Source organism: Microbacterium sp. SCPM-O-B-15248 (M128) (assembly GCF_058214835.1).
The window spans coordinates 47,555-69,364 of the sequence record NZ_JBYQLI010000003.1 but is presented as its reverse complement, the minus strand read 5'-3'; the positions used below and the strand labels follow the sequence as shown (position 1 = coordinate 69,364).

Here is a 21,810-nt window from a genome sequence, read left to right as displayed (position 1 = left end):
GCATCCGGAGGACGCAGGCTCCGAATGTCAGGGCAGCGGCGGCAGCTCGGTGCGGTCGAGCCAGCGCGACAGCACCTCGACGGCATCCGGTCCCCCCGCCGTCCGCACCGCGGCGCGGAAGTCGTCGGTGCTCACGAGGGCGTGGCGGTGCTCGGCGGTCCAGCGTCGCAGCAGGTCGAAGAACGCCGCATCACCCAGCGTCTTCCGCAGTGCGTGCAGCGCGAGAGCGCCGCGCTTGTAGACGCGGTCGTCGAACATGTCGTCGGGGCCCGGATCGACCAGCAGCAGGTCGCGCGGCTTCGCCGCGAGGCGGGCGTAGTGGGTGCGGACGCACGCGTCCGCTGTGGGCCCCCCGGAAGCCTCGGACCACAGCCACTCCGCGTAGCAGGCGAACCCCTCGTTGAGCCAGATGTCGCTCCAGCGCCCGATGCCGACGCTGTTGCCGAACCACTGATGCGCCAGTTCATGCGCGATCAGCCGCTGCGCGGCGGGCACGAGGTGGTTCATGCCGAACACCGCGAGCCCCTGGGCCTCGAGGGGGATCTCGAGCTCGTCGGCCGTGACCACGAGGGAACACGCCTCCTGCGGATAGGGGCCGAACAGTCCGTCGAACACCCGCAGCATTTCGGGCACGGTCGAGAACGCCCGGTCCGAGGCCGTTGCGAGGGCCGCCGGAGCCGTGACGCTCACGGCGGGCACCACGCCGACTCCCGTTCCGGCCAGCGGCCGCGTCCGGTAGCGGCCCACGTGCACCGCGGCGAGGTAGGTCGCGGTCGGCACGCTCGAGGTGAAGGTCGTGGTGACGCGCCCGCCGGTGCGGGTGGAGACACCCGTCACACCCGTGGCGGCGACCGCGTATCCCTCGTCGACGGTGATCTTCATCGTCATCCGGGCGCGATCGTCGGGGCGGTCGTTGCACGGGAACCACGTCGGCGCGCCGATCGGTTGTCCGGCGACGAGGGCACCGTCGGCGAGCTCCTCCCAGCCGACCGCGCCCCAGCGCGAGCGCCGCGGGGCGGGTGCCCCGGCGTACACGACCTCGACGGTGAAGGGCTCCCCCGCGGCGAGGGACGCCGCCGGCGTCACCCGCACCTTCCCCGCCGCCGCCGTGAAGCGCGCGGGCGCACCATTCACGCGCACCCGCGACGCCCGGAGACCCACGAGGTCGAGGGCGATGACCGAGAGTCCCTCCACCGCGACGGCCGCGAGGAGGGCCGTCCCCTCGAGCCGGTTGGTGCGGACGCGGTAGCCCAGAGTGAGGTCGTACGACTCGACGCGGTACCCGGCGTCGCCGCTGTGCGGAGCGTACGGATCGACCGCGCTCACGTGGTCGACTGGTAGGCGCGCACCTTCACCGCGCGCCAGGGGCCGATGGGGTTGCCGCTCCACCGCGAACCCACGGGGACGGTTTCTCCGCGCATCACGAGGGACGCCGGTCCGACCGTGGCGTGCGCCCCCAGGGTCGAGGCCGGCAGCACCACGCTGTGCGGCCCGAGGGTCGCACCGGGTTCGAGCTCGACGGTGTCCATACTCATGATTCGATCATGGAAGAGGTGGGTCTGGACGACGCACCCGCGGTTGACCGTCGATGCATCGCCCAGAGTCACCAGATCCGGCTCGGGCAGCCAGTAGCTCTCGCACCACACCCCGCGTCCGATCCGGGCGCCGAGGGACCGCAGCCAGACCGCCAGCGCCGGCGTCCCGGCCGCCGCCCGGGCGAACCAGGGCGCGGCGACCATCTCGGTGAACGTGTCCGACACCTCGGTGCGCCACACGAAGCTCGACCACAGCGGCTGCTCCCCCGCACGGATGACACCGACGATCGCCCACTTCGCGATCGTCGACACGCCCGCCGCGACCGCTCCCGCGGCCAGGAGCACCACGCCCGAGAGCAGGAGCGTCCAGACCGGTCCGACGGTCTCCCACAGGGCAGCGAGCGCGAACAGCACCCCGAGCCCGATTCCGCACGTCACCACGACCGGCACGAACCGGCACAGCTCCCACAGGGTGCGCGCCAGGCGCAGCGCGGGCGTCGGGCGATACGTGCGCGACGCGTCGCCCTCGGCCGAGAGCCGTCGCAGGCGGACCGCGGGCGAACCGAGCCACGAGGATCCGGGCTTGGCCTTCAGCGGCGCCGCCGACAGCACGGCGACCAGGCCGTCGCGGGGAACCCGGTGGCCGGGGGCGGCCATCCCGGAGTTGCCGAGGAACGCGCGCTTGCCGATCCGCACGGGACCAACGCGCAGCCACCCCGCCCGCAGCTCGTACGACGCCACCATCGTGTCGTCGGCGAGGAACGCCCCGTCCTCGATGCGCGTCATCGTCGGCAGGAGCAGGACCGTGGATGCCTCGACGTCATGGCCCACGCGCGCGCCCAGCAGCCGCAACCAGACGGGGGTGAACAGGCTCGAGTACAGCGGGAACAGGATCGTGCGCGCCGAGTCCAGCAGGCGCTCGATCGTCCAGGCCTGCCACGCGACGCGGCTGCGGACGGGGAACGTCCCTTCGACCAGGCCGATCGAGAACAGGCGCACGAGCAGCAGCACGGAGGCCGCGAACACGAGGCCGGTCGCGGCGACCCCGGGCACGAGCCACGCGAACGCCGCTCCGGCAGCCGCCGCGAGCGAGTCCGCTCCGCGCATCCCCTGCGCGATGACGAGACCGCCGACGGCGAAGGACGACAGCGGGAGGAGCGCGAGCAGGACGGCCGACGCGGCGAAGGCCCACAGCCATCGGGTGGGTGCCGCCGGGCGACCGGTCGGCCAGCCCTTCGCGGTGCCGCCGACGCGGACCGCGGGCGATCCGGCCCAGGCCTGGTCCGCCTTGACGCGACCGAACACCGCCGAACCGGGGGCGATCTCGGCACGACGACCGATGCGGGTGCCGGGCGCGAGTGTCGAGCGCGCACCCACCGTGGCTTCGGCGCCGATGCGCACTTCGCCGATGCGGACGAGGTCGCCGTCGATCCAGTAGCCGGTGAGGTCGACTTCGGGTTCGATCGAGGCGCCGTCTCCCACGACGAGCATGCCCGTCACGGGCGGCAAGGCGTGGAGGTCGACGTTGCGGCCGATGCGGGCACCGAGCGCCCGGGCGTAGTACGACACCCACGGGGCTCCGGCGAGGCCGACGGCATCCACCTGGGCGGCGATCTGCTCGGCGAGCCACAGGCGCACGTGCACCCAGCCGCCGCGCGGGTAGTCGCCCGGGCGGAGCCCCGCGAGCAGCACCCGCGCCGACACCACCGCGATCGCCATGCGGCCGAAGGGGGTGGCGAACAGCAGGAGACCGATCACCAGAACCGGCCACGGGACACGAGGCAGCACCTCGAAGTCCGGCACGAGCTGCAGCAGTGTCGAGGCGGTGAGCAGGTACAGCAGCCACCGCACCCCCGAGAGGATGAACAGCGGCACGCCGAGGAGGGTCTGCACCCACTGCGTCGCCCGGGGCGTCGGCGCCGGACGGTGGAAGGCCGCCGGAGCGTCGTCGCTCAGCTGCGGTCCCAGCGCCTTGGCCATCGCGCCCAGGCGCGGGACGTCATAGATGTCGGCGACCGAGAATTCCGGTACGCGCGCGCGGATCCGCGAGACCAACTGCGCGGCGGCGAGCGACCCTCCGCCGAGGTCGAAGAAGTCGGCCTTGCGGTCGGTGACCGCCAGCCCGAGCACCGCCTGCCACTGCGCGGCGAGCCATGCCTCGTCGTCCGAGAAATCGGTGGATGCCGGAGCGTCGACGCCGGGAAGCGGCCACGGCAGCGCGGCACGGTCGACCTTGCCCGATGTCCGCACCGGCAGCTCGTCGACGACGCCGAGCAAGGGGATCGTCGCGGCCGGGAGGCGCTCGACCAGCAGCGCACGGGCGGCCGCGCGGTCGAGCTCGGCCCCCTCCTCCATCACGAGGTAGCCCACGAGGACGGGCACTCCGGCCTCGGTCGTGCGCACCGCGACGGTCGCGGCAGAGACCCGGGGAAGATCCTGCAGCGCGGACTCCACCTCGCCCAGCTCGATCCGGCGTCCGCCGACCTTGACCTGGTCGTCCGCACGCCCCTGGAACACGAGGCCGGCGCTCTCGAAACGCACGAGGTCGCCGGAGCGATACGCGCGCTCCCAGCCGAGTGTCGGCATGGGCGCGTACTTCTCGGCATCCTTGGCCGGATCCAGGTAGCGGGCCAGGCCCACTCCCCCGATGATGAGCTCGCCCACCTCACCCTCGGCCACGGGCTGCCCCTCGGGGTCCACGACCGCGAGAGCCCAGCCGTCCAGCGGCAGGCCGATGCGCACGGGGAGCGACCCGTCCAGCGGGGCGGCACAGGCGACGACGGTGGCCTCGGTGGGCCCGTACGTGTTCCACACCTCGCGTCCGTCGGCGACGAGTCGGGCGGCGAGCTCGGGCGGGCACGCCTCGCCGCCGAAGATCAGCAGGCGCACGTTCTCGATCGAATCGGCCGGCCACATCGCCGCGAGGGTCGGGACGGTCGAGACCACCGTGATCCCCTGCCGCAGCAGCCACGGCGCGAGATCCTCGCCGGAGCGCACGAGCGAGCGGGGCGCGGGCACGAGGCAGGCTCCGTGCCCCCACGCGAGCCACATCTCCTCGCAGGACGCGTCGAAGGCGACCGACAGCCCCGCGAGCACGCGGTCGCCGGGACCGAGCGGTTCGGGCTGCAGGAAGAGTCGCGCCTCCGCCTCGACGAAGGCCGCCGCGGACCGGTGGCTCACCGCGACGCCCTTGGGCACCCCGGTCGATCCGGAGGTGAAGATGATCCAGGCGTCGTCGTCGACGGTCGGGGGCGCCACGATCGGCACGGCGCTCGTGCTCGGGTGCGGAGCTTCCCCGTCATAGAGGCGGACGAGATCGTCGTCCTCTCCGACGTACTCACCGTTGCCCGCGATGATGCCTCTGACCCCGGCCTCTCCGAACACGAGGCGGGCGCGCTCGTCGGGGTCGTCGGCATCCACCGGGACGTACGCGGCGCCCGCGGCCATGACGGCGAGGATCGAGACGTACAGCTCCTTCGATCCCGACGGCATCCGCACCCCGACGCGATCGCCACGGCGCACTCCCGCCCCGTGCAGCGCCGCGGCGGTCCGCCACACGCGCGCGAGCAGCTCGCGGTAGCTGAGCGCACCCGAGCCGTCGTCGATCGCGGAGGCCTCCGGATGCCGCGAAGCGACGTCGGAGAGGATGTCGATGAGCGTACGCGGAGGCGCGGCGGCGCCCGTGCGGTCGAGCAGCTCCTGGCCGGAGAATGCGGGGGTCGTCACGGAGGTGAAGCGTATACCGGCCAGGAAAACACCCCGGACGGGCCATCCTGGTTCACCTTCCGTTCACCCGTGCAACGCACTCTGGTAAGAGTCGGTGTTTACCGTGCGGGAGAACCCTGCACCGGGTTCGTGTCCCCGACATGCGAAGGATTCACACAGTGAAGCTCTCCCGACTCGCCCAGCTGGGCACCGTGGCCGCCGTGGCCTCTCTTGCTCTGGCCGGCTGCGCCTCCTCCAGTGGCGGCACCACGGAGTCCTCCCCGTCCGCCACCTCCTCGGACGTGGCGTTCACGATCGACCCCAACCTCTCCGGCACGATCACCGCCGGTGGTTCCAGCGCCCAGTCCAACGCGCAGGCCGCGTGGACCACCGCCTACAACGCCACCGCCAAGGGCGTGACGATCAACTACGACAAGTCGCAGGGCTCCGGCGGCGGTGTCACCAACTTCCTCAGCGGCGCGTACGACTTCGCCGGTTCGGACTCGCCGCTCAACGCGGACCAGACCACGCAGTCGCAGGCCCTCTGCACCGACGGTGGCGTCAACATCCCCGTCTACCTCGACGGTGTCGCGATCATCTTCAACATCCCCGGCGTGACCGAGCTCAAGCTCAGCGGCGAGACCATCGCGAAGATCTTCGCGCTGCAGATCACCGACTGGTCCGACCCGGCCATCACCGCCGACAACGGCACTGCGCTCACCGCCGGCCCCATCACCACCGTCGCTCGTTCGGACGGTTCGGGCACGACGCAGAACTTCACCAACTACCTCGCCGCGACCCAGTCGTCGGTCTGGACCGCTCCCGCGGGCAAGGACTGGCCGATCGAGGGCAACGTGTCGAAGCAGAAGGGTGGCTCGGGCGTCGTCGAGGCCGTCAAGGCCGGCACCGGCACCATCGGCTACGCCGACCACTCGGCCATCGGTGATCTCAACGCCGCCGCCATCATCCAGGACGGCACCGCGATCCCCTACAGCCCCGAGGCCGTCACCGCGACCTTCGCGGCCGCGGCCGTGGACGCCTCCAACGGCGTGACCGGCGACCTGTCGAAGAAGTTCGACTACAGCAAGCTGACCGCCGAGACCTACCCCATCCCGCTGGTCTCGTACGCCATCACCTGCACCGAGTTCAAGGACACCAAGCAGGCTGAGCTCGTGAAGTCGTACCTCGGCTTCGTCACCAGCACGCTCGGCCAGTCGGTCGCGGCGAAGAACGCCGGTTCGGCTCCGCTGCCGGACTCGGTCCTCGCCGACGCCGCGAAGACCCTCGAGGCGATCAAGTAAACATCTCTCGGATCCGAACCGGTCCGCACACACGTGCGGGCCGGTTCGGGCTGATCAGAAGCGTCGACGTCCGCGTCGACGCTTCCGCTGAGCCCGATCATCCTCAGAGAGAAACCCGACCCGAGGAGCACACCATGACCACTGCCGAGCACGAGGTCAGCCGTGGCTGACACCGTCTCTGCGCCGCCCGCGGCGGCCCGCTCGACCATCGTCGGCAAGCGCCGCGCAGGAGACACGGCGTTCCTGGGTCTGTCCATGACGGCCGCCGTCTCGATCATGATCATCCTGGCGGGCGTCGCGATCTTCCTGATCATCAAGGGCCTGCCCGCCATCACGGGTAACTGGACCGAGGGCGACCTCGCCGGCTACCAGAACGGCTCGTGGACGAACTTCTGGGAGTACGTCGGACCGCTCCTGTGGGGAAGCATCTGGGCCGCTCTGATCGCCATGGTGCTCGGTACGCCGGTCGCCATCGGCATCGCCCTCTTCATCTCGCACTACGCCCCGCGCCGCATCGCCGGCGCGCTCGGCTATGTCGTCGATCTGCTCGCGGCGGTCCCCTCGATCGTGTTCGGCCTGTGGGGCATCATCGTGATGCGCCCCCTGCTGATCCCGCTGGGCGAGTTCCTCAACACCTACTTCGGATGGATCCCGCTGTTCCAGGGCCCCGTGTCCAGCACCGGCTCGACGATGCTGACCGGTGGCGTGGTGCTCGCGGTCATGATCCTCCCGATCGTCACCTCGATCACGCGTGAGATCTTCCTGCAGACCCCGCGACTGCACGAAGAGGCCGCTCTGGCGCTCGGCGCGACGCGGTGGGAGATGATCCGCCTGTCGGTCTTCCCCTACGCCCGCAGCGGCATGGTCTCAGCCACGCTCCTGGGCCTCGGTCGCGCCCTCGGCGAGACGATGGCCATCGCGTTGATCATCTCGCCGAGCTTGATCTACTCGGTGCTCGTCCTCACCGACGGATACAACTCGCAGACGATCGCCGCCAACATCGCGCTGAACTTCCCCATCGCCACCGACCTGCAGCGCTCCGCGCTCATCGGGACGGGCCTGATGCTGTTCGTCGTGTCCCTCGCGGTGAACATCCTCGCCCGCTACATCATCAGCGCGACCGGCCCGGGGGCAAAGGGTCGCCGGAAGGGGAAGCGCTCGTGACCACCACCAACGCCCCGCAGGCGCCGTCGGCCTCCGCACCGCTCGCCCTGACCAGCGGACGCCTTCCCGCCTACATCGAGCCGGCGATCCTCGTCGGTGTCGCGGTGCTCATCGCCGGAGTGCAGCTGCTCCTGGGCGGCTTCCACCTTCCGAGCTGGCTGATCCTCACCGCCCTGCTGTACCTGATCGCGATCGGCGTCGGCTCCTCGATCGTCGAGAGCCGGCGCAAGGCGGTCGACCGCGTCGTGCGCGGGCTCGTCACGGCTGCCTTCCTCCTCGCGGTCGCGCCGCTCATCTCGACCCTGTGGACCGTCGTGTCCAAGGGCCTCGCGGTCGTCAACTGGAACTTCATCACCCAGACCGGCGGCAGCGCGTTCGACCCCGAGACGCTCGAGGTCGTCGCGACCCCCGGTGCCCTCCAGGCGATCGTGGGCACGCTCATCATCACCGGTATCGCCGCCCTCATCTCGGTGCCGATCGGTGTTCTGGCCGCGGTCTACCTCGTCGAGTACGCCCTGCCGACGAACCCGCTGCGGCGCACCATCACGTTCCTCGTCGACGTCATGACGGGTATCCCCTCGATCGTCGCGGGTCTGTTCGCGTTCTCGTTCTTCGCGCTGATCGTCGGACCGAAGGCGTTCAGCGGGTTCTCGGCATCCATCGCCCTGTGCGTGCTGATGATCCCGATCGTCATCCGCTCCACGGAAGAGATGCTGCGTCTGGTCCCCGCCGACCTGCGCGAGGCGTCGCTCGCCCTCGGTGTGCCCCGCTCGGCGACGATCGTGAAGGTCGTGCTGCGCACGGCCGCGAGCGGCATCATCACCGGCGTGGTGCTGGCCGTGGCCCGTGTGGTCGGCGAGACCGCGCCGATCTTCATCGCCGCCAGCTTCACCGACAACTTCAACTCCAACCCGTTCGACGGTCCGATGCAGACCCTCCCGGTCATGGCGTACACCGCGTACAGCTTCCCGGGACAGGACATCGACGCTTCTCAGGCCCAGGCCTGGGGCGCGGCGTTCCTGCTGGTCGTCCTCGTCGTCATCTTCAACCTGATCGCCCGCATCGTGGCCTCGGTGTTCGCGCCGAAGTCCCGCTGATTCCAGGAAGGCATCCGTGTCCAAGCGCATCGAGGTCGAAGACCTCAACGTCTACTACAGCGACTTCCTCGCGGTCGAAGGCGTCTCCATCGACATCCAGCCCCGCACCGTCACGGCCTTCATCGGCCCGTCGGGGTGCGGCAAGTCCACGTTCCTGCGCACGCTGAACCGCATGCACGAGGTCATCCCCGGCGGTCACGTCAAGGGCCGCGTGCTGGTCGACGGTGACGACCTGTACGGTCCCGGGGTCGACCCGGTGCTCGTGCGCCGCCACGTCGGCATGGTGTTCCAGCGCCCGAACCCGTTCCCCACGATGTCGATCCGTGAGAACGTGCTCGCCGGGGCGAAGCTGAACAACAAGCGCCTCTCCAAGAGCGACGGCGACGCGCTCGTCGAGAAGTCCCTGCAGGGCGCGAACCTGTGGAACGAGGTCAAGGACCGTCTCGACAAGCCGGGTGGCGGCCTCTCCGGCGGTCAGCAGCAGCGTCTGTGCATCGCCCGCGCGATCGCGGTCTCGCCCGACGTCCTGCTGATGGACGAGCCGTGCTCGGCTCTCGACCCGATCTCGACGTTCGCCATCGAGGAGCTCATCAGCGAGCTGAAGAACCAGTACACGATCGTCATCGTCACGCACAACATGCAGCAGGCGTCGCGCGTGAGCGACAAGACGGCGTTCTTCAACATCGCCGGCACCGGCAAGCCGGGCAAGCTCATCGAGTACAACGACACCGCGACGATCTTCACCGCGCCCACCGTGCAGGCGACCGAGGACTACGTATCGGGACGCTTCGGGTAAGCAGCGCTCCCCCGCGATGGCCCCGCTTCGGCGGGGCCCTCGTCGTTTCCGGCGTCAGTCGCGCGGAGACAACAAGTAGGCGTTGAGTTCGTCGGTGAGCACGCGGTCGATCGCCTTCGCCGCGCCGTCGACCGCCGCGATCGGCGCCGCGAGGCGCACGCTCGAGAGCAGCCAGGCGGCGTCCGCGCGCGCGAGGTCGGCCACGGCCACGGTCTCGTACGCGGTCGCGAAGCCGCGCTGCTCCAGATGGCCGAACAGGCTCAGCTGCGTGGTGCCGTGCAGGATGCCGGCGCTCGGTGCCGGGGTGACGAATCGGTCGCCGAAGCGCAGGACGACGGATGCCGTGGGCGCTTCGAGCACGAACCCGTCGGTCGTGACGAACACGGCGTCATCGGCGTCACGGCGCTTCGCTTCGCGGATCGCGGCCATGTTGACCGCGTACGACAGGGTCTTTGCCCCCAGCAGCAGCCAGGGAGCCCGATTCGGGACCTCGAGGGGGTATCCGCGGTCGAGGGTCACGACGCGCACGCCTTCGTTGCGGGCACGGGCATTGTCGGGCGCCGTCGCCAGTGTCACCCACGCGGTGGGCGCGGCTCCGTCTTCGAGCCCGCGGCTCAGGATGAGCTTGATCACGCTCTCACCGGTGCCGGCCTCGGCGGAGACGCGGCGGATCGCGGCGCGCCACTGGTCGAGATTCGGTTCCGGCAGGTCGCACAGTTGCGCGGAATGCGCAAGGCGCGAGAGATGGGGCTCGACCTCTTGCGCGTGCCCGTCGACGACGCCGATCGACTCGAAAACCCCGTCGCCGCGCTGGGCGCTGAGCTCACCGACGGGCAGGGCGGGAGCCGTCGGATCGATGACGGTGAAGGTGTCGGCGTGGTCGTCCCGCCGGACGTCGGATGCCACGGGATCGATCACGAGCGCGAAACGCCAAGCCATGCAACGACCCTATGCCCTGCCACCGACACGCCCGGGTTGCGCCAACCGGCCCGGCCGAGGGAATGCCTCGGCGCAGCCCTTGTTACACTTCCATAGCCGGGCCGCAGTAACCCCGGGCTCCATCTTCTGCCGCTGTGAGCGGCCTTGCGCCGAGAGGCGTTCTGCGGCCCGGCACTTTCTCTTTCCGGCGCGCATCGCCGGCGTCCCGTCGTATCGTGCCGCTCCTCCGGTATCCCGGCCGCGCACGCACGCAGGGCTCAGGTCAGCGCGTCGCGCCGCCACAGCGCCGCCGCGGCCGACAAGTCGTCGGCATAGGTCGACAGGCGCAAGGCACGCGTGGTGAGGGCGCTGGCGCGTTCGGACTCGGTGTTCTCGTAGTCGTCGGCGAGATGCGTCGAGCCCGAGGCCTGGACCCGGCAGAACGCCGCCGCGCGGTCGAGGGCGACGGCGAAGTCTCCCTCGAACAGGCCGCGCAGGATCGTGTCGATCAGCTGCACGAGCTCCTCGGGTCCGGCGGGGGCGGGCGCTCCGACCACGACCGGGTCGACCGTGGCCATCTCCGCGCGCCCGCGCTCGAAGAGCAGCGCCGCGGTGGGCGCGTCGTCGTGGATCATCAATTGCAGCAGATACAGCCGCCAGAGCGCCCCCGGCAGCGAGCGCGCGGGAGACCGCGACCATAGTTCGGCGATGTCGTCGATGCCGTGATCGTCGGTGAACGCGACCAGTCTCTCGACCACGTCGACGGTCGGGTCGGCGCGCACACGAGACAACAGGGCCTGAGCCGTGCTGTGCGCGACACGCGACACTTCGGCCGGGTCCTCGGCGGCGAAGAGGCGGTCGAACAGCTCGGCGGGGCGCCGCACGGGCTTGTGGAACTCGCGAGGGGAATCGCTCATCGTTCCAGGCTAGAGCGTGAGCGATTCGCCCCGGGCCGGGCAGGGACGACGTTCAGGCAGTGGCCACCGCGATGACGGGAGCCGAGCTCGGCGTACCGTCGGGCGATCCTCCCGCAGGCTCCACCGTGACGGCGATGATGTCGCCCGAGTGGAAGTCGCCCTGCAAGATCGCGGTCGCGCGACCGTCGGCATCCGTCTCGAAGATCCCGGCGGCGATCGGAGTGTCGTCCCGGACGAACCACAGCTCATAGGTCTGGTCGCTGGGAAGCGAGGGCATGCCCTCGGTCACGAGCACGCTCTGACCGGTGGATGCCGACCAGTGCGCCGTCGCGACGGCTCCACCGGGCATCGTCGCGGTCGCCGACTGGGCGTCGGGGGCCGTCGTGACCTGCTCGAGTGCGATCAGGGTGGCGGGACGCGTGAGCTGTTGACTGACCGTGACGGCCCCGAAGCCCAGCGCGAGAACCGCGACGATGGATGCCGCGAGCGTGAACCAGCGACGCGGTCCCCAGCCCGAACCCGAGGTCGAGCCCGCGCTGGCCGCTTCGGACTCCGAATCCACCGGCGCGGGGCCTGCGGCGGCGAAGTCCTCGAGGGCTGCGGTGTCGAACACCGGTTCGGGCGCCGTGTTCTGCGGAAGTTCGGTGATGCGAGCCAGGAGCGAGTCACGGACGGATGCCGGGGGCTCTACGGGCTCGATCGTCGCACTGATCGCGGCGACGGCGTCAGCGGCATCCCGGACATGGGAGGACCAGTGCGGATTGCCCGCCAGTGCCTCCTGGTATGCGCGCTCGTCTGCTTCCGATAGCGCGTTCAGCGCGTGACCGGCAGCGAGGTCGGCGAAATCCCTCTCGTTCACTTGTCCACCCCCATCTCGATTCTCAAGCGCGACAATCCGTCACGCATTCTGGTCTTGACCGTACCGAGCGGCGCCCCGACGAGGGTAGCGATCTCGCTTTGGCTGTACCCACCGAAGTAGGCCAGCGTGAGTGCTTCTCTCTGGGCGTCGGGAAGCGTCGCCAGTGCATCGACGACGCGCCGCCCTTCGATCTTGAGTTCTACTTTCTCAGAGACGTCGTCATATGCGACGTCCACATCCCGGAAGCCCACGCGCACATCTCGATCGACACTCGACTGCGACGACCGCACGCGGTCGACAGCCCGTCGGTGAGCGATCGTGAGAACCCACGATCTTCCTTGACCTTTGTTCGGAGTGAAGCGCGCGGCGGATTGCCAGATCTCCAGGAACACCTCCTGGAGCACCTCTTCGCTCTGCGACCGGTCGACGAGCACCCGCAGGATGAGACCGAACGCACGAGCAGACAGTGTGTCGTAGAGCTCGGCGAAGGCGTTCCGGTCACCCGAGGCGACCTTCTGCAGCAATTCTCCGACGTGGTCGACGTGGTCCGCCCCGTCATCGGGGAGAGAGAAGCCGTCGATCACCATGAATCCCAGCATGCCGTACGAGAAGACTCTCTCCCTTCCCCGTGCGCGCGTGGCGCGCATGAGGTACAGAACCGTGATCGGCCGCCCCCGCGGTGGGCGTCCCGGCGACGCCGAACGGCATCCGGAGAACATTCCGAAGAATATTTACAAGCCTCTGACCAGGCTTTTCCTTCGTCACAGCGTGCGGATCCGCCGCTATCTCGCGACGACTCGCAATCCGAACGGCGCGGTGTCCCGAAGACCCTGTGTACGCCGCAACACGGCGAACCACCCCCCGCACCGGGGTGTCCTAAACGGGTCGCAGCCGCGGTCCGAACGATTTCGGAGGAATGTCATGCTCATCAAGAAGAAGCCTGTCGTCGCCGGTCTCGCCCTCGTTCTGGGTTCGGCCTTCGCTCTCACCGCATGTTCGGGTGGCACCACCTCGGGTGGCTCCATGACCGAGGAGTCCTCGGCTCCCTCGATGGCCGCGTCGCCCTCGGCGTCGTCCAACATGATGGACCCGGCCGCCAACCTCGTCGGCCCCGGCTGCGCCGACTACGCCGCCGCCGTCCCCTCGGGTGCCGGCTCGGTCGAGGGAATGTCCGCTGACCCGGTCGCCGTCGCCGCCTCGAACAACCCGCTGCTGACCACGCTCACCGCGGCCGTCAGCGGCCAGCTCAACCCCAACGTGGACCTGGTCGACACCCTCAACGGTGGCGAGTTCACCGTCTTCGCTCCGGTCGACGACGCGTTCGCGAAGATCGACCCCGCCACGATCGAGACGCTGAAGACCGACACCGACCTGCTCACCAAGATCCTCACGTACCACGTGATCCCCGGCCAGCTGACCCCGGACCAGATCGACGGCGCGCAGGCCACGGTCGAGGGCCAGGAAGTCACCGTCTCGGGTTCGGGCGACGCGATCAAGGTCAACGACGCCAACGTCATCTGCGGAGGCGTCCAGACCGCCAACGCCACCGTGTACCTCATCGACTCGGTGCTGATGCCCCCGATGTGATCCTCGGAGCGTGATCATCACGCATCCGACCGATCGATGAACGATCGGATCTGACGGCGACGGCCGGACCCCAGGCGAGGGGGTCCGGCCGTCGCTCTTTGGTGCACCCCACCTACATCCCGCGCCCCGGCGGCTGCACGACCCATCCCGCACGGGCCGGTAGGCTGGATGCCACGGGCCTCTAGCTCAGTCGGTAGAGCATCGGACTTTTAATCCGCGGGTCGTGGGTTCGAGCCCCACGGGGCCCACCACGTCAACGCATAAGCGCGCCGTCCTCCACACGAACGGCGCCCGCCTCGTGCGCATCGCACCGCGATACCCTGGAACCCGGCGCAGCCGCCCGGTGCGGGCACCGCCCCACGCTATGAACACCTCCTCACACTCCGCCCTCCAGCACGACGCCCCAGTGCTCGTCATCGGCGACGGTCGCATGGGCCGTGCACTCGCCGCCGCCCTCACTGAAGCAGGCGTGCATGTCGTCGGCCCAGCGGGCCGCGGCGAGAACGGCGCGGATGCCGGCATCGTGCTTCTCGCGGTACCGGATGCCGCGATCGCCGACGCCGCGCGGGCCATCGCTCCGGGCCGCCTCGTCGGGCACCTCTCGGGCGCGCTCGACCTTTCGGTTCTCGCACCGCATGAGGCGTTCGGCATCCATCCGCTCATGACGGTCACGGGCGCCGACGCCTCCTTCGCGGGGGTGACGGCGGCCCTCGCCGGCACGACCCCGCACGCCTATGCCGTCGCCGAAGCGCTCGCGGACGTGCTCGGGATGACCGGCGTCACGGTCCGCGACGACGACCGGGCGGCGTACCACGCGGCCGCCTCGATCGCCGCGAACTTCCTCGTCACGTTGGAAGGTATGGCCGAAGACCTGGCCGCGACCGCGGGCGTCGACCGCGACGCTCTCGTTCCGCTCGTGCGCGCCGCCGTCGAGAACTGGGCCGAGCGCGGGGCGGCATCCGCTCTCACCGGCCCCGTCTCGCGCGGCGACACGGCGACCGTCGCACGCCAGCGCGCGGCCATCGCCGAACGACTCCCCGACCGCCTGGCGCTGTTCGACGCCCTCGTCGACGCCACACACGACCTCGCCGCGACGCAGCGTGCGGACCTGGGGGCCTCATGATGCCCCGGATCGTGCGGACGGCCGCCGAACTGCGCGACGTGCTCACCCCGCGCCGCGCCGACGGCGTCGGGTTCGTGCCGACGATGGGCGCTCTCCACGAGGGGCACCTCTCCCTCCTGCGCGCGGCGCGAAACGACAACGGCACGGTCGTCCTGTCGATCTTCGTCAACCCCACGCAGTTCGGCGAGTCCGCCGACCTCGACGCCTACCCGCGCACCGAGGCCGCCGACGTCGCCCTCGCCGCCGAAGCGGGCGTCGATGTCGTCTTCGCTCCGTCGGTGTCCGAGATGTATCCGACGGGGTTCGCCACGACGGTGACGGTCGGCGGCGCGATCACCGGCACACTCGAGGGTGCGGAGCGCGGGCGCTCGCACTTCGACGGCGTCGCCACGGTCGTCGCGAAGCTGCTGCTCGCGGTCCAGCCCGACCGCGCCTACTTCGGAGCGAAGGACGCCCAGCAGGTCGTCGTCGTCCGCCGCATGGTGGCCGATCTCGGCATCCCGGTCGAGATCGTCACGCGACCCATGTCCCGCGACGCGGACGGTCTCGCGCGCTCCAGCCGCAACACGCGCCTCTCCCCCGCCGACCGTGCGCTCGCGACCGCGATCCCACGCGGACTCAGGGCAGCTCAGGATGCCTTCGCCCGTGGCATCCGGGATCCCCGGATACTGAGGGATGCTGTGCGCAACGAACTCACCGCGGCAGGCCTCGACCCCGAGTACGTCGAGATCGTGGATGCCGACAGCCTCGAGCCGATCACGGAGATCGAGCGGCGCGCGCTGCTCGCGCTCGCGGTGCGCGTGGGGCAGGTGCGCCTCATCGACAACGTGGCGCTGGTGCCCGGGGTCGACGATCGCATCGTCCTGAGCCCGGCCGAGAGGAGCCACGCATGACGGGTCCGAAGGTCACGCTGCGGCGGCTCGGCGAGCTCGCCGACGCCGGAACGCCGATCGTCATGGTCACGGCCTACGACTTCGTGTCGGGGCGCGTCGCCGAACGCGCGGGCGTCGACATGGTGTTGGTCGGCGACTCCGGCGCCCAGGTGGTGCTCGGCCTGCCCGACACGACCTCGGTGACGCTCGACGAGATGCTGATGCTCGCCAAGGCCGTCCGCCGGGCGGTGCACACCCCGCTCATCGTGTGCGACCTGCCGTTCGGTACCACCGAGCTGAGCGACGCGCAGGCGATCGCGACGTCGGTGCGGTTCGTGCAGGAAGCCGGCGCCGACGCGGTCAAGCTCGAGGGCGCGAATCCCGCACGGCTCTCGCGACTGCGGGCGATCGTCGACGCCGGCATCCCCGTCGTCGGCCACGTCGGCCTCACTCCGCAGACGGCGACGGCCCTCGGCGGCCTCCGCGCGCAGGGCCGCACGGCCGACGACGCGATCCGAGTGGCGCGCGACGCGATGGCCGTTCAGGATGCCGGAGCGTTCGCGGTCGTCATCGAAGCCGTTCCCGCCGACGTGGTGGAGGAGATCCGGCGGGCCCTTCGCATCCCGGTCATCGGTATCGGCGCGGGCGCGGCGGACGGGCAGGTGCTCGTGCAGCACGACCTCCTCGGGATCACCGAGGGACGGGTGCCCGTGTTCGTGAAGCGCTACGCCACCGTCGGCGACGCAATGGTCGAGGCCGTCGAGGCGTACGCGCGCGACGTGCGTGAGGGCGAGTTCCCCGCGGCCGAGCACGTGTACCCGGCGCCGGCCGAGGTCGCGGTGGCGGTGCGCGAGTTCGTGGCGGGGCAGAGCCGCTAGCTCAGCTCCCGCTCTTCGCCCAGCCCCCGGGCACCGCGATGTTGAACATCCAGGACACACCCCACGGATCGACGACTTCGCCGTACAGATCGCCCCACACCTGCTTCTCGAGGGCCTGGACGACCTCGGACCCACGCTCGACGAAGCGGTCGTAGAAGCCCGTCACGCGGTCGACCTCGTCGCTCATGAATGCCGCCTGGATGCGGTTCCTCCCCCATCCCTCGGCTGGTTCTCCGAAGGCATCCGCCCCCATCACCGTGAATCCCTCGGCGCGGAGCTCCGAGTGCATCACCGCGTCCGCGGGCTGGTCGGCCATTCCGAAGTCGGCGAAGGTCGAGATCGTCAGCTCGCCACCGAAGACGGACTGATAGAAGGTCATCGCCTCGCGGGCGTGACCGGCGAACGACACATAAGCGACGAGCGAGGTGGGCATCACGGCATCCTTCGACGAGAGCGACTGTTCACGCTCACCGTAGACCCCGCCGCCCGCCGGCAGAAGAGGAGGATCCGCTCGGCGCTGGGATCGCAGAGCCCCGCGGAGGACTTCATGAGCGTCCGGCCGGACTGCTGACGTCGTCCCCGCCCCACCGGCATCCCCAGCGGTGGCACAGGGCCGGGCGGTACCCGGCCTAAACTCCCAGGCGTGATGACATGGACCACCGTGCAACTCGTGGCGACGATCATCGTGGGCGCCTCGTTCCTCGTCAGCGGAATCCTGAAGCTTCGCGAGACGGACGGCACCCGGGCGACGCTCTCGGCCCTCCGTCTGCCGTCGTTCCTTCAGCGCGAGTGGATCGCCCGGTCCTATCCGGTCGCCGAGATCGTCCTCGGGGCTGCCCTGCTCGCGCTTCCCGCGCCCCTGTGGTGGGCGGTGGCGGTGGCCGCCCTCGTCCTTATGGTCGTGCTGACGCTCCTCGTCGTCCGTGTCGTGCGATCCGGCGAGGATGTCGCGTGCAACTGCTTCGGCTCCACCCAGCGGATCAGCGGCCGAACCGTGCTCCGCAACGTCGTCCTCACGGTTCTCACGGTGCTCATGGTGGTTTCCGAACCACTCACAGCATCCCCGGTCGCGGAGGCGCTGCGCACCCGTCCGGATGTGCTGTTCGCCGTCGCGCTCGCGGTGGTGACGTCGGCCGCCGTGACGGTCGTGATCACGATGGGTCCTCCGCGACCGCGCGATGTCGACACCTACGAGGACCGGCCGCTCGTCGTCCCGGACGTGACCGTGCGGGACGGCTCCGGCTCGCGCGTGCCGCTTCTCGCGCTCACGGCGGAGAGCGCCGTGCTGTTGATCCACATCAAGTCCGGGTGCAGCCCGTGCGCGACGGTCATCGAGGCCTTCTCCGACGGGGCACTCATCGGCGAGCGCGTGCGCGTGCGTCTGCTCGAGCGTACCCCCGCGGCCGGCGCTCCCCTCGGTCCGGGACGGCTGTGGGACGACGGCGGAGAAGCCGCGCGGGTCTTGGCGATGGCGTCCACACCGTCGGCCCTTCTGCTCGCCGCCGACGGCACGATCCCGGCCGACCCCGTGCGCGGGAGCGAAGCGATCTTCGAGCTCGTCCAGGCCATCGAAGAGGCCGTCGCCGCACTCCGGCCTCGCGGTCTCGGCGATGTCGACCTATGAACTAATCATCGTGTAGACATTCCCCCCACCCGATCCCCCGTCTCCCTAGCGTCTCGTTACCGGCCGACCTCGGCCGCTGGAGACGCATCCCTGGGGGACAACATGGTGAACGAATCGTCCGGCCTCGACCGCCGCACAGTACTGAAGGGCGCCGCGTGGTCGGCACCGGTCCTTGCGATGGCGGTGGCCTCACCGATGGCTTCCGCGTCCGGACCGACATGCCCCCCGTGTCTCACCGCGGGTGTGCTCGGCGGCATCACGACGCAGGCCGTGGTCGTCGGGAACAAGGGCTCGCTGGCCTTCGTCGGCGCTCTCGGATTGGACTCCCGCGGCTGTGACGTCACGCTGTTCCGGCCGCTGTACACGGTGCTCCCGACCGAAGCGACCCTGACGATGAGCGACAACAGCACCCACACCGCGACGGGACTCACCGCCGGCGTCGGCACGTTCGGGCAGCTCGGCGCGCTTCCGGGGACCCTGTTGTTCAACAACATCAACTTCGGGAGCGGCACCTACGTGCTCAACAGCAACCCGGTGCGCCCGACGTCCCTCACCGTGAAGGCCAACGTCGTCCTCATCGGACTTCCGTCGCTGATCGAGATCACGTGCCCGGTGACGCTGACGTACAACTTCAGCGTCTGGGGTGTCGGCGTCGTCACGCCGTCGTTCCTGGGTGGTGCCGGAACGATCAACTTCACGGGGACCGCTACCGCGGCCTGAGTCCGGGGGCCCAGCGGGCACAGGCGGTACTTCGCGTCATCCAATTCGCGCCACAAAGAGGCGCAGGTTGTGCCAAAACGAACATCGGAGACGCACGGGCGCGAAGATTCTCGACACCGGCGAATGCCCCTCGCGCCGACTCGAAGAGTCACGGAGCAGGGGCATTCGCCGTCTATTTCACGTTCCGGGGGCGATGATGAATCTGACGACACGGGAATGCACGACGCGGACGCAGAAGCGACACAATGCGATGAATGGGCGGGGCGGCGAGCTCCCGATTGAACGGGCGTCCGCCGCGGACTGCCGACACGGCGTGCTGGCACCGGCCACCATCGGGTGACCGTGCGTACCCGCACGCATCGCGGTCAGGCGGCCATCCACCCGTCATCGATGAGCCGCGCCCGCAACTCGTCCCGGTTGGCGGCGCCGAGCGCACGGCGCGCGCGCTGCAAGTTCGTCCGGACCGACGTCACCGGCACGCCGAGCGACCGGGCGATCCACTCCGACGACGGCGCGCCGTGTCCCGCGAACAGACAGGCAACCTGCAGCTGTCGGTCCGAGAGGTGGACGTCGCGCAGCCCCGGCGGTCCGGCGAGCCGTCCGGCGTCGTCGGCGCGGACCCCTGCGACCACCGCCAGCAGATCGTCGAGGTCATCGGAGCGGGTGAGAACGGCGGCGGCCCCCGTGTCGATCAGACGCGCACGGTGGACCGGTGCCGGGTCGTCCGCGACGACGACCGGGCGAGCACCGGCAGCCCGTAGCGCGCGCACCTTCAAGACCGTCGGGACGTGGTCGACGAGTTCGGCACGGACGGCGACCACGTGCGCCACCGAATCGATGCGCGCGGCATACTCCGCCCAGGACGGCGCGATCTCACGCAGTTCGATCGACGCACGTCCGAAAGCGACCGCCGCTCGCAGAGCGGGTCCCAGCGCGAGGAGATCGTCGATCACGTCGACGCTCGGTGCTTCTCCCACTTCTGCAGACACCACGGCGCGAGCGTAACAGCGATGTCACGCCTCGACCGTTCCCCCGACGCGACCGTGTGGGCAGCCACCTCGAGCCGCATGGCGGGTTCGCTCATGGCGGAGTACCTGTCCGCCAGCCTGCGGCGCACGGTCGTCACCGGCCCGCCCGAAGAGCTCCGCTCGGCTCGCGTGACCGTGCTGCTGTCCGCGGTGGAGGAGCCGAGCACGCTGCCTCGCGTCTTGCGTTCGCTCACGGCCGGCCGCTCTCGCGTCATCCTGAGCTACGACGGGACTTCCCGTGCCGGCGAGATCCTCGACACGGCGGAGCGCTTCGGCGTCTGGTCCGTGTTCGACGCTCGCGAGGACGTGCGCGGGTTGGTCGACCTCATCCGGCGCGGCCTGTCGACGGCACCCTCCTCGCGACACGCGTCGTCATCCGCTCTCTCCCATTGGCGTCTCCCCGCCCCCACGGACAGGCACGGGCTGACACCGCGAGAGCGCGACGTCATCCGCCTGCTGTGCGCGGAGGAGCCCCTCGACACCGCCCGCGCCGCCCGAAAACTCGGGATCAGCGTCCACACGATCAACGTCCACCTCGGCAACGTGCGACGGAAACTCGAAGGCCGCTACACCGGGAACAGGCGGGCGCTGCGGGACGCATTGATCGACGTCGGGTGGTTGGAGTGCTGACGAGCGGTCCATACCCATCCATCCGCTACAGCACCCAAGGAAACGGGAAGTGCTTTGCAAGCCAAGAATGTCCGGTCACGTACTGTCGAAGCAGGTGACGACATGCTGGATCGAGCGAAACAGACCTTCTACACGGACGACATCGCCATCCGCCGACTGGATGGCGGTGCCCCACACCCGAGCCACCTGACGATCCGTCACACCGAGGTCTACCGGTTGAGGTCAGTACAGTCCGCGTCGGTCACCCACCTCGAACCGCGCCTGGGCGACGTGTTCCTCCTCGGCTCGCTCGCGCATCGGATGGAGATCCGGGCCCGAGGCGAGCACGTCACGATCGACCCCAAAGAGCTCGTCATCGTCCGTGATCCCGACGTCGTGATCTCCGCTGAAATCCCCACCGACCTCGTGCTGGCGGTCTCCCAGTCGACGGTCATCCGCGGCATGGGCCTCATCCCCGATGTCGGCCCGGTCCTCACCCGGATTCCAGTGAACCGAATGCTCGCCGCTCCGCTCAACAGCGCTCTCATCCAAGCGTTCGACCTCGTCGATGCCGGCAGCGGCGCTCTGGATGCGAGAGTCATCGACTTCCTCCACCTCATGTCGCGGGGATTGATCCAGTTGCCGCACGACACACAGACGTCGGAAGGCGCGGGGGTGTCGGTGGCCGGTCGCGCGCGCACGCTGATCGCCGCCGCTCACACCTCCCCCGCGACCACCCCCACCACGATCGCCGATGCCCTCGGCGTGCCGCTGAGAACCCTGCAACGTGCGTTCGCCGCACAGGGGACCTCGGTGGCCCGCGAACTGCGGGCGGCGCGCGGCCGCACCGCGCACGCGTTGCTCACCGCCGGTTCCACCGCGGGACACAGCGCTCCCCTCGTCGCGCGCAACTCCGGATTCGGCAGTACCGCCAGCATGCGACGTGCGCTGAAGGAGCTCGCCGCGTCGACCGGTGAGGATGACGAACCACTCTCGCCCGGCACCGACTGACGCGCGACGGGATCCGTTCGCCCACTCGCTCCGAATATCCTCCGAGGGCGTACCACGTGCGTCGTC

At 69.9% G+C, this 21,810-nt stretch carries 20 protein-coding genes and 1 tRNA gene; 13 read left to right on the top strand and 8 right to left on the bottom strand.

Annotated elements, in window-relative coordinates; genetic code table 11:
- Positions 1-27: 27 nt before the first annotated feature.
- Together AC3E6M_RS05640 and AC3E6M_RS05635 are read right to left on the bottom strand one after the other, a co-directional pair.
- A complete protein-coding gene (locus AC3E6M_RS05640; protein ID WP_138172715.1) occupies positions 28-1,326 on the bottom strand; it encodes a M1 family metallopeptidase in 1,299 nt (432 codons plus the stop codon).
- Complete coding sequence (locus AC3E6M_RS05635) at positions 1,323-5,261, bottom strand: Pls/PosA family non-ribosomal peptide synthetase (protein WP_490529300.1); 3,939 nt, start codon at positions 5,259-5,261, stop codon at positions 1,323-1,325. The genes AC3E6M_RS05640 and AC3E6M_RS05635 overlap by 4 nt, the downstream gene beginning before the upstream one ends.
- 158 nt (positions 5,262-5,419) lie before the next feature.
- Here AC3E6M_RS05635 and AC3E6M_RS05630 point away from each other — a divergent pair, with 158 nt between their 5' ends.
- The 4 genes from AC3E6M_RS05630 (at position 5,420) to pstB (ending at position 9,598) form a co-directional block, all read left to right on the top strand.
- Positions 5,420-6,541, top strand: coding sequence for a phosphate ABC transporter substrate-binding protein PstS (locus AC3E6M_RS05630; RefSeq protein ID WP_138172717.1), 1,122 nt, complete (start codon positions 5,420-5,422; stop codon positions 6,539-6,541).
- Between the two features lie 162 nt (positions 6,542-6,703).
- A complete protein-coding gene (gene pstC / locus AC3E6M_RS05625; RefSeq protein ID WP_230005301.1) occupies positions 6,704-7,705 on the top strand; it encodes a phosphate ABC transporter permease subunit PstC in 1,002 nt (333 codons plus the stop codon).
- On the top strand, positions 7,702-8,802 hold the full coding sequence (pstA, locus tag AC3E6M_RS05620; protein ID WP_138172719.1) for a phosphate ABC transporter permease PstA: 1,101 nt from the start codon (positions 7,702-7,704) through the stop codon (positions 8,800-8,802). The genes pstC and pstA overlap by 4 nt, the downstream gene beginning before the upstream one ends.
- A gap of 16 nt (positions 8,803-8,818) precedes the next feature.
- Positions 8,819-9,598 carry a phosphate ABC transporter ATP-binding protein PstB gene (gene pstB, locus AC3E6M_RS05615; RefSeq protein WP_138172720.1) on the top strand — a complete coding sequence of 260 codons (780 nt, stop codon included), beginning with the start codon at positions 8,819-8,821 and terminating at the stop codon, positions 9,596-9,598.
- A 54-nt stretch (positions 9,599-9,652) separates the two neighbouring features.
- Here pstB and AC3E6M_RS05610 read toward each other — a convergent pair whose 3' ends face one another.
- From AC3E6M_RS05610 to sigK, 4 genes are all read right to left on the bottom strand, one after another.
- Entirely contained in the window at positions 9,653-10,537 is an 885-nt protein-coding gene (locus tag AC3E6M_RS05610) for an aminodeoxychorismate lyase (RefSeq protein WP_490529298.1), read from the bottom strand.
- A 257-nt stretch (positions 10,538-10,794) separates the two neighbouring features.
- Complete coding sequence (locus tag AC3E6M_RS05605; RefSeq protein ID WP_138172722.1) at positions 10,795-11,433, bottom strand: DNA-directed RNA polymerase subunit beta; 639 nt, start codon at positions 11,431-11,433, stop codon at positions 10,795-10,797.
- A 52-nt stretch (positions 11,434-11,485) separates the two neighbouring features.
- Positions 11,486-12,292, bottom strand: a complete 807-nt coding sequence (locus AC3E6M_RS05600; protein WP_490529297.1) for an anti-sigma factor — start codon at positions 12,290-12,292, stop codon at positions 11,486-11,488.
- The gene (sigK, locus tag AC3E6M_RS05595) at positions 12,289-12,891 is read right to left on the bottom strand and encodes an ECF RNA polymerase sigma factor SigK (RefSeq protein WP_490529630.1); all 603 of its coding nucleotides are present in this window, start codon (positions 12,889-12,891) and stop codon (positions 12,289-12,291) included. Before sigK ends, AC3E6M_RS05600 begins: the two co-directional genes overlap by 4 nt.
- A 322-nt stretch (positions 12,892-13,213) precedes the next feature.
- On the opposite strand from sigK, the gene AC3E6M_RS05590 reads away from it, so the two are divergent.
- The 5 genes from AC3E6M_RS05590 to panB all read left to right on the top strand — a co-directional run bounded on the left by AC3E6M_RS05590 (position 13,214) and on the right by panB (position 16,752).
- Complete coding sequence (locus AC3E6M_RS05590) at positions 13,214-13,879, top strand: fasciclin domain-containing protein (RefSeq protein ID WP_138172724.1); 666 nt, start codon at positions 13,214-13,216, stop codon at positions 13,877-13,879.
- A gap of 175 nt (positions 13,880-14,054) precedes the next feature.
- Positions 14,055-14,130, top strand: a tRNA-Lys gene (locus AC3E6M_RS05585).
- 113 nt (positions 14,131-14,243) lie between these two features.
- Positions 14,244-15,002, top strand: a complete 759-nt coding sequence (locus AC3E6M_RS05580; RefSeq protein WP_490529296.1) for a DUF2520 domain-containing protein — start codon at positions 14,244-14,246, stop codon at positions 15,000-15,002.
- The gene (panC, locus tag AC3E6M_RS05575; protein ID WP_490529295.1) at positions 14,999-15,895 is read left to right on the top strand and encodes a pantoate--beta-alanine ligase; all 897 of its coding nucleotides are present in this window, start codon (positions 14,999-15,001) and stop codon (positions 15,893-15,895) included. The genes AC3E6M_RS05580 and panC overlap by 4 nt, the downstream gene beginning before the upstream one ends.
- Entirely contained in the window at positions 15,892-16,752 is an 861-nt protein-coding gene (gene panB / locus AC3E6M_RS05570; protein WP_490529294.1) for a 3-methyl-2-oxobutanoate hydroxymethyltransferase, read from the top strand. Before panC ends, panB begins: the two co-directional genes overlap by 4 nt.
- 1 nt (position 16,753) lies before the next feature.
- On the opposite strand, the gene AC3E6M_RS05565 is transcribed toward panB, so the two are convergent.
- A complete protein-coding gene (locus AC3E6M_RS05565; RefSeq protein WP_138176339.1) occupies positions 16,754-17,185 on the bottom strand; it encodes a VOC family protein in 432 nt (143 codons plus the stop codon).
- Positions 17,186-17,398: 213 nt separating this feature from the next.
- Between AC3E6M_RS05565 and AC3E6M_RS05560 the strand changes: the two genes are divergently transcribed.
- Together AC3E6M_RS05560 and AC3E6M_RS05555 are read left to right on the top strand one after the other, a co-directional pair.
- Positions 17,399-18,376, top strand: a complete 978-nt coding sequence (locus AC3E6M_RS05560) for a MauE/DoxX family redox-associated membrane protein (RefSeq protein WP_490529629.1) — start codon at positions 17,399-17,401, stop codon at positions 18,374-18,376.
- Positions 18,377-18,478: 102 nt separating this feature from the next.
- Positions 18,479-19,096, top strand: a complete 618-nt coding sequence (locus AC3E6M_RS05555) for a hypothetical protein (RefSeq protein ID WP_138176343.1) — start codon at positions 18,479-18,481, stop codon at positions 19,094-19,096.
- Positions 19,097-19,461: 365 nt separating this feature from the next.
- Here the strand turns inward: AC3E6M_RS05555 and AC3E6M_RS05550 are convergent, their stop codons facing one another.
- Positions 19,462-20,088 carry a helix-turn-helix domain-containing protein gene (locus tag AC3E6M_RS05550; RefSeq protein WP_490529293.1) on the bottom strand — a complete coding sequence of 209 codons (627 nt, stop codon included), beginning with the start codon at positions 20,086-20,088 and terminating at the stop codon, positions 19,462-19,464.
- A gap of 18 nt (positions 20,089-20,106) precedes the next feature.
- Here AC3E6M_RS05550 and AC3E6M_RS05545 point away from each other — a divergent pair, with 18 nt between their 5' ends.
- Positions 20,107-20,754, top strand: a complete 648-nt coding sequence (locus tag AC3E6M_RS05545; RefSeq protein WP_490529292.1) for a helix-turn-helix transcriptional regulator — start codon at positions 20,107-20,109, stop codon at positions 20,752-20,754.
- A 102-nt stretch (positions 20,755-20,856) separates the two neighbouring features.
- Positions 20,857-21,744, top strand: a complete 888-nt coding sequence (locus AC3E6M_RS05540; protein WP_138176349.1) for a helix-turn-helix domain-containing protein — start codon at positions 20,857-20,859, stop codon at positions 21,742-21,744.
- Positions 21,745-21,810 lie beyond the last annotated feature (66 nt).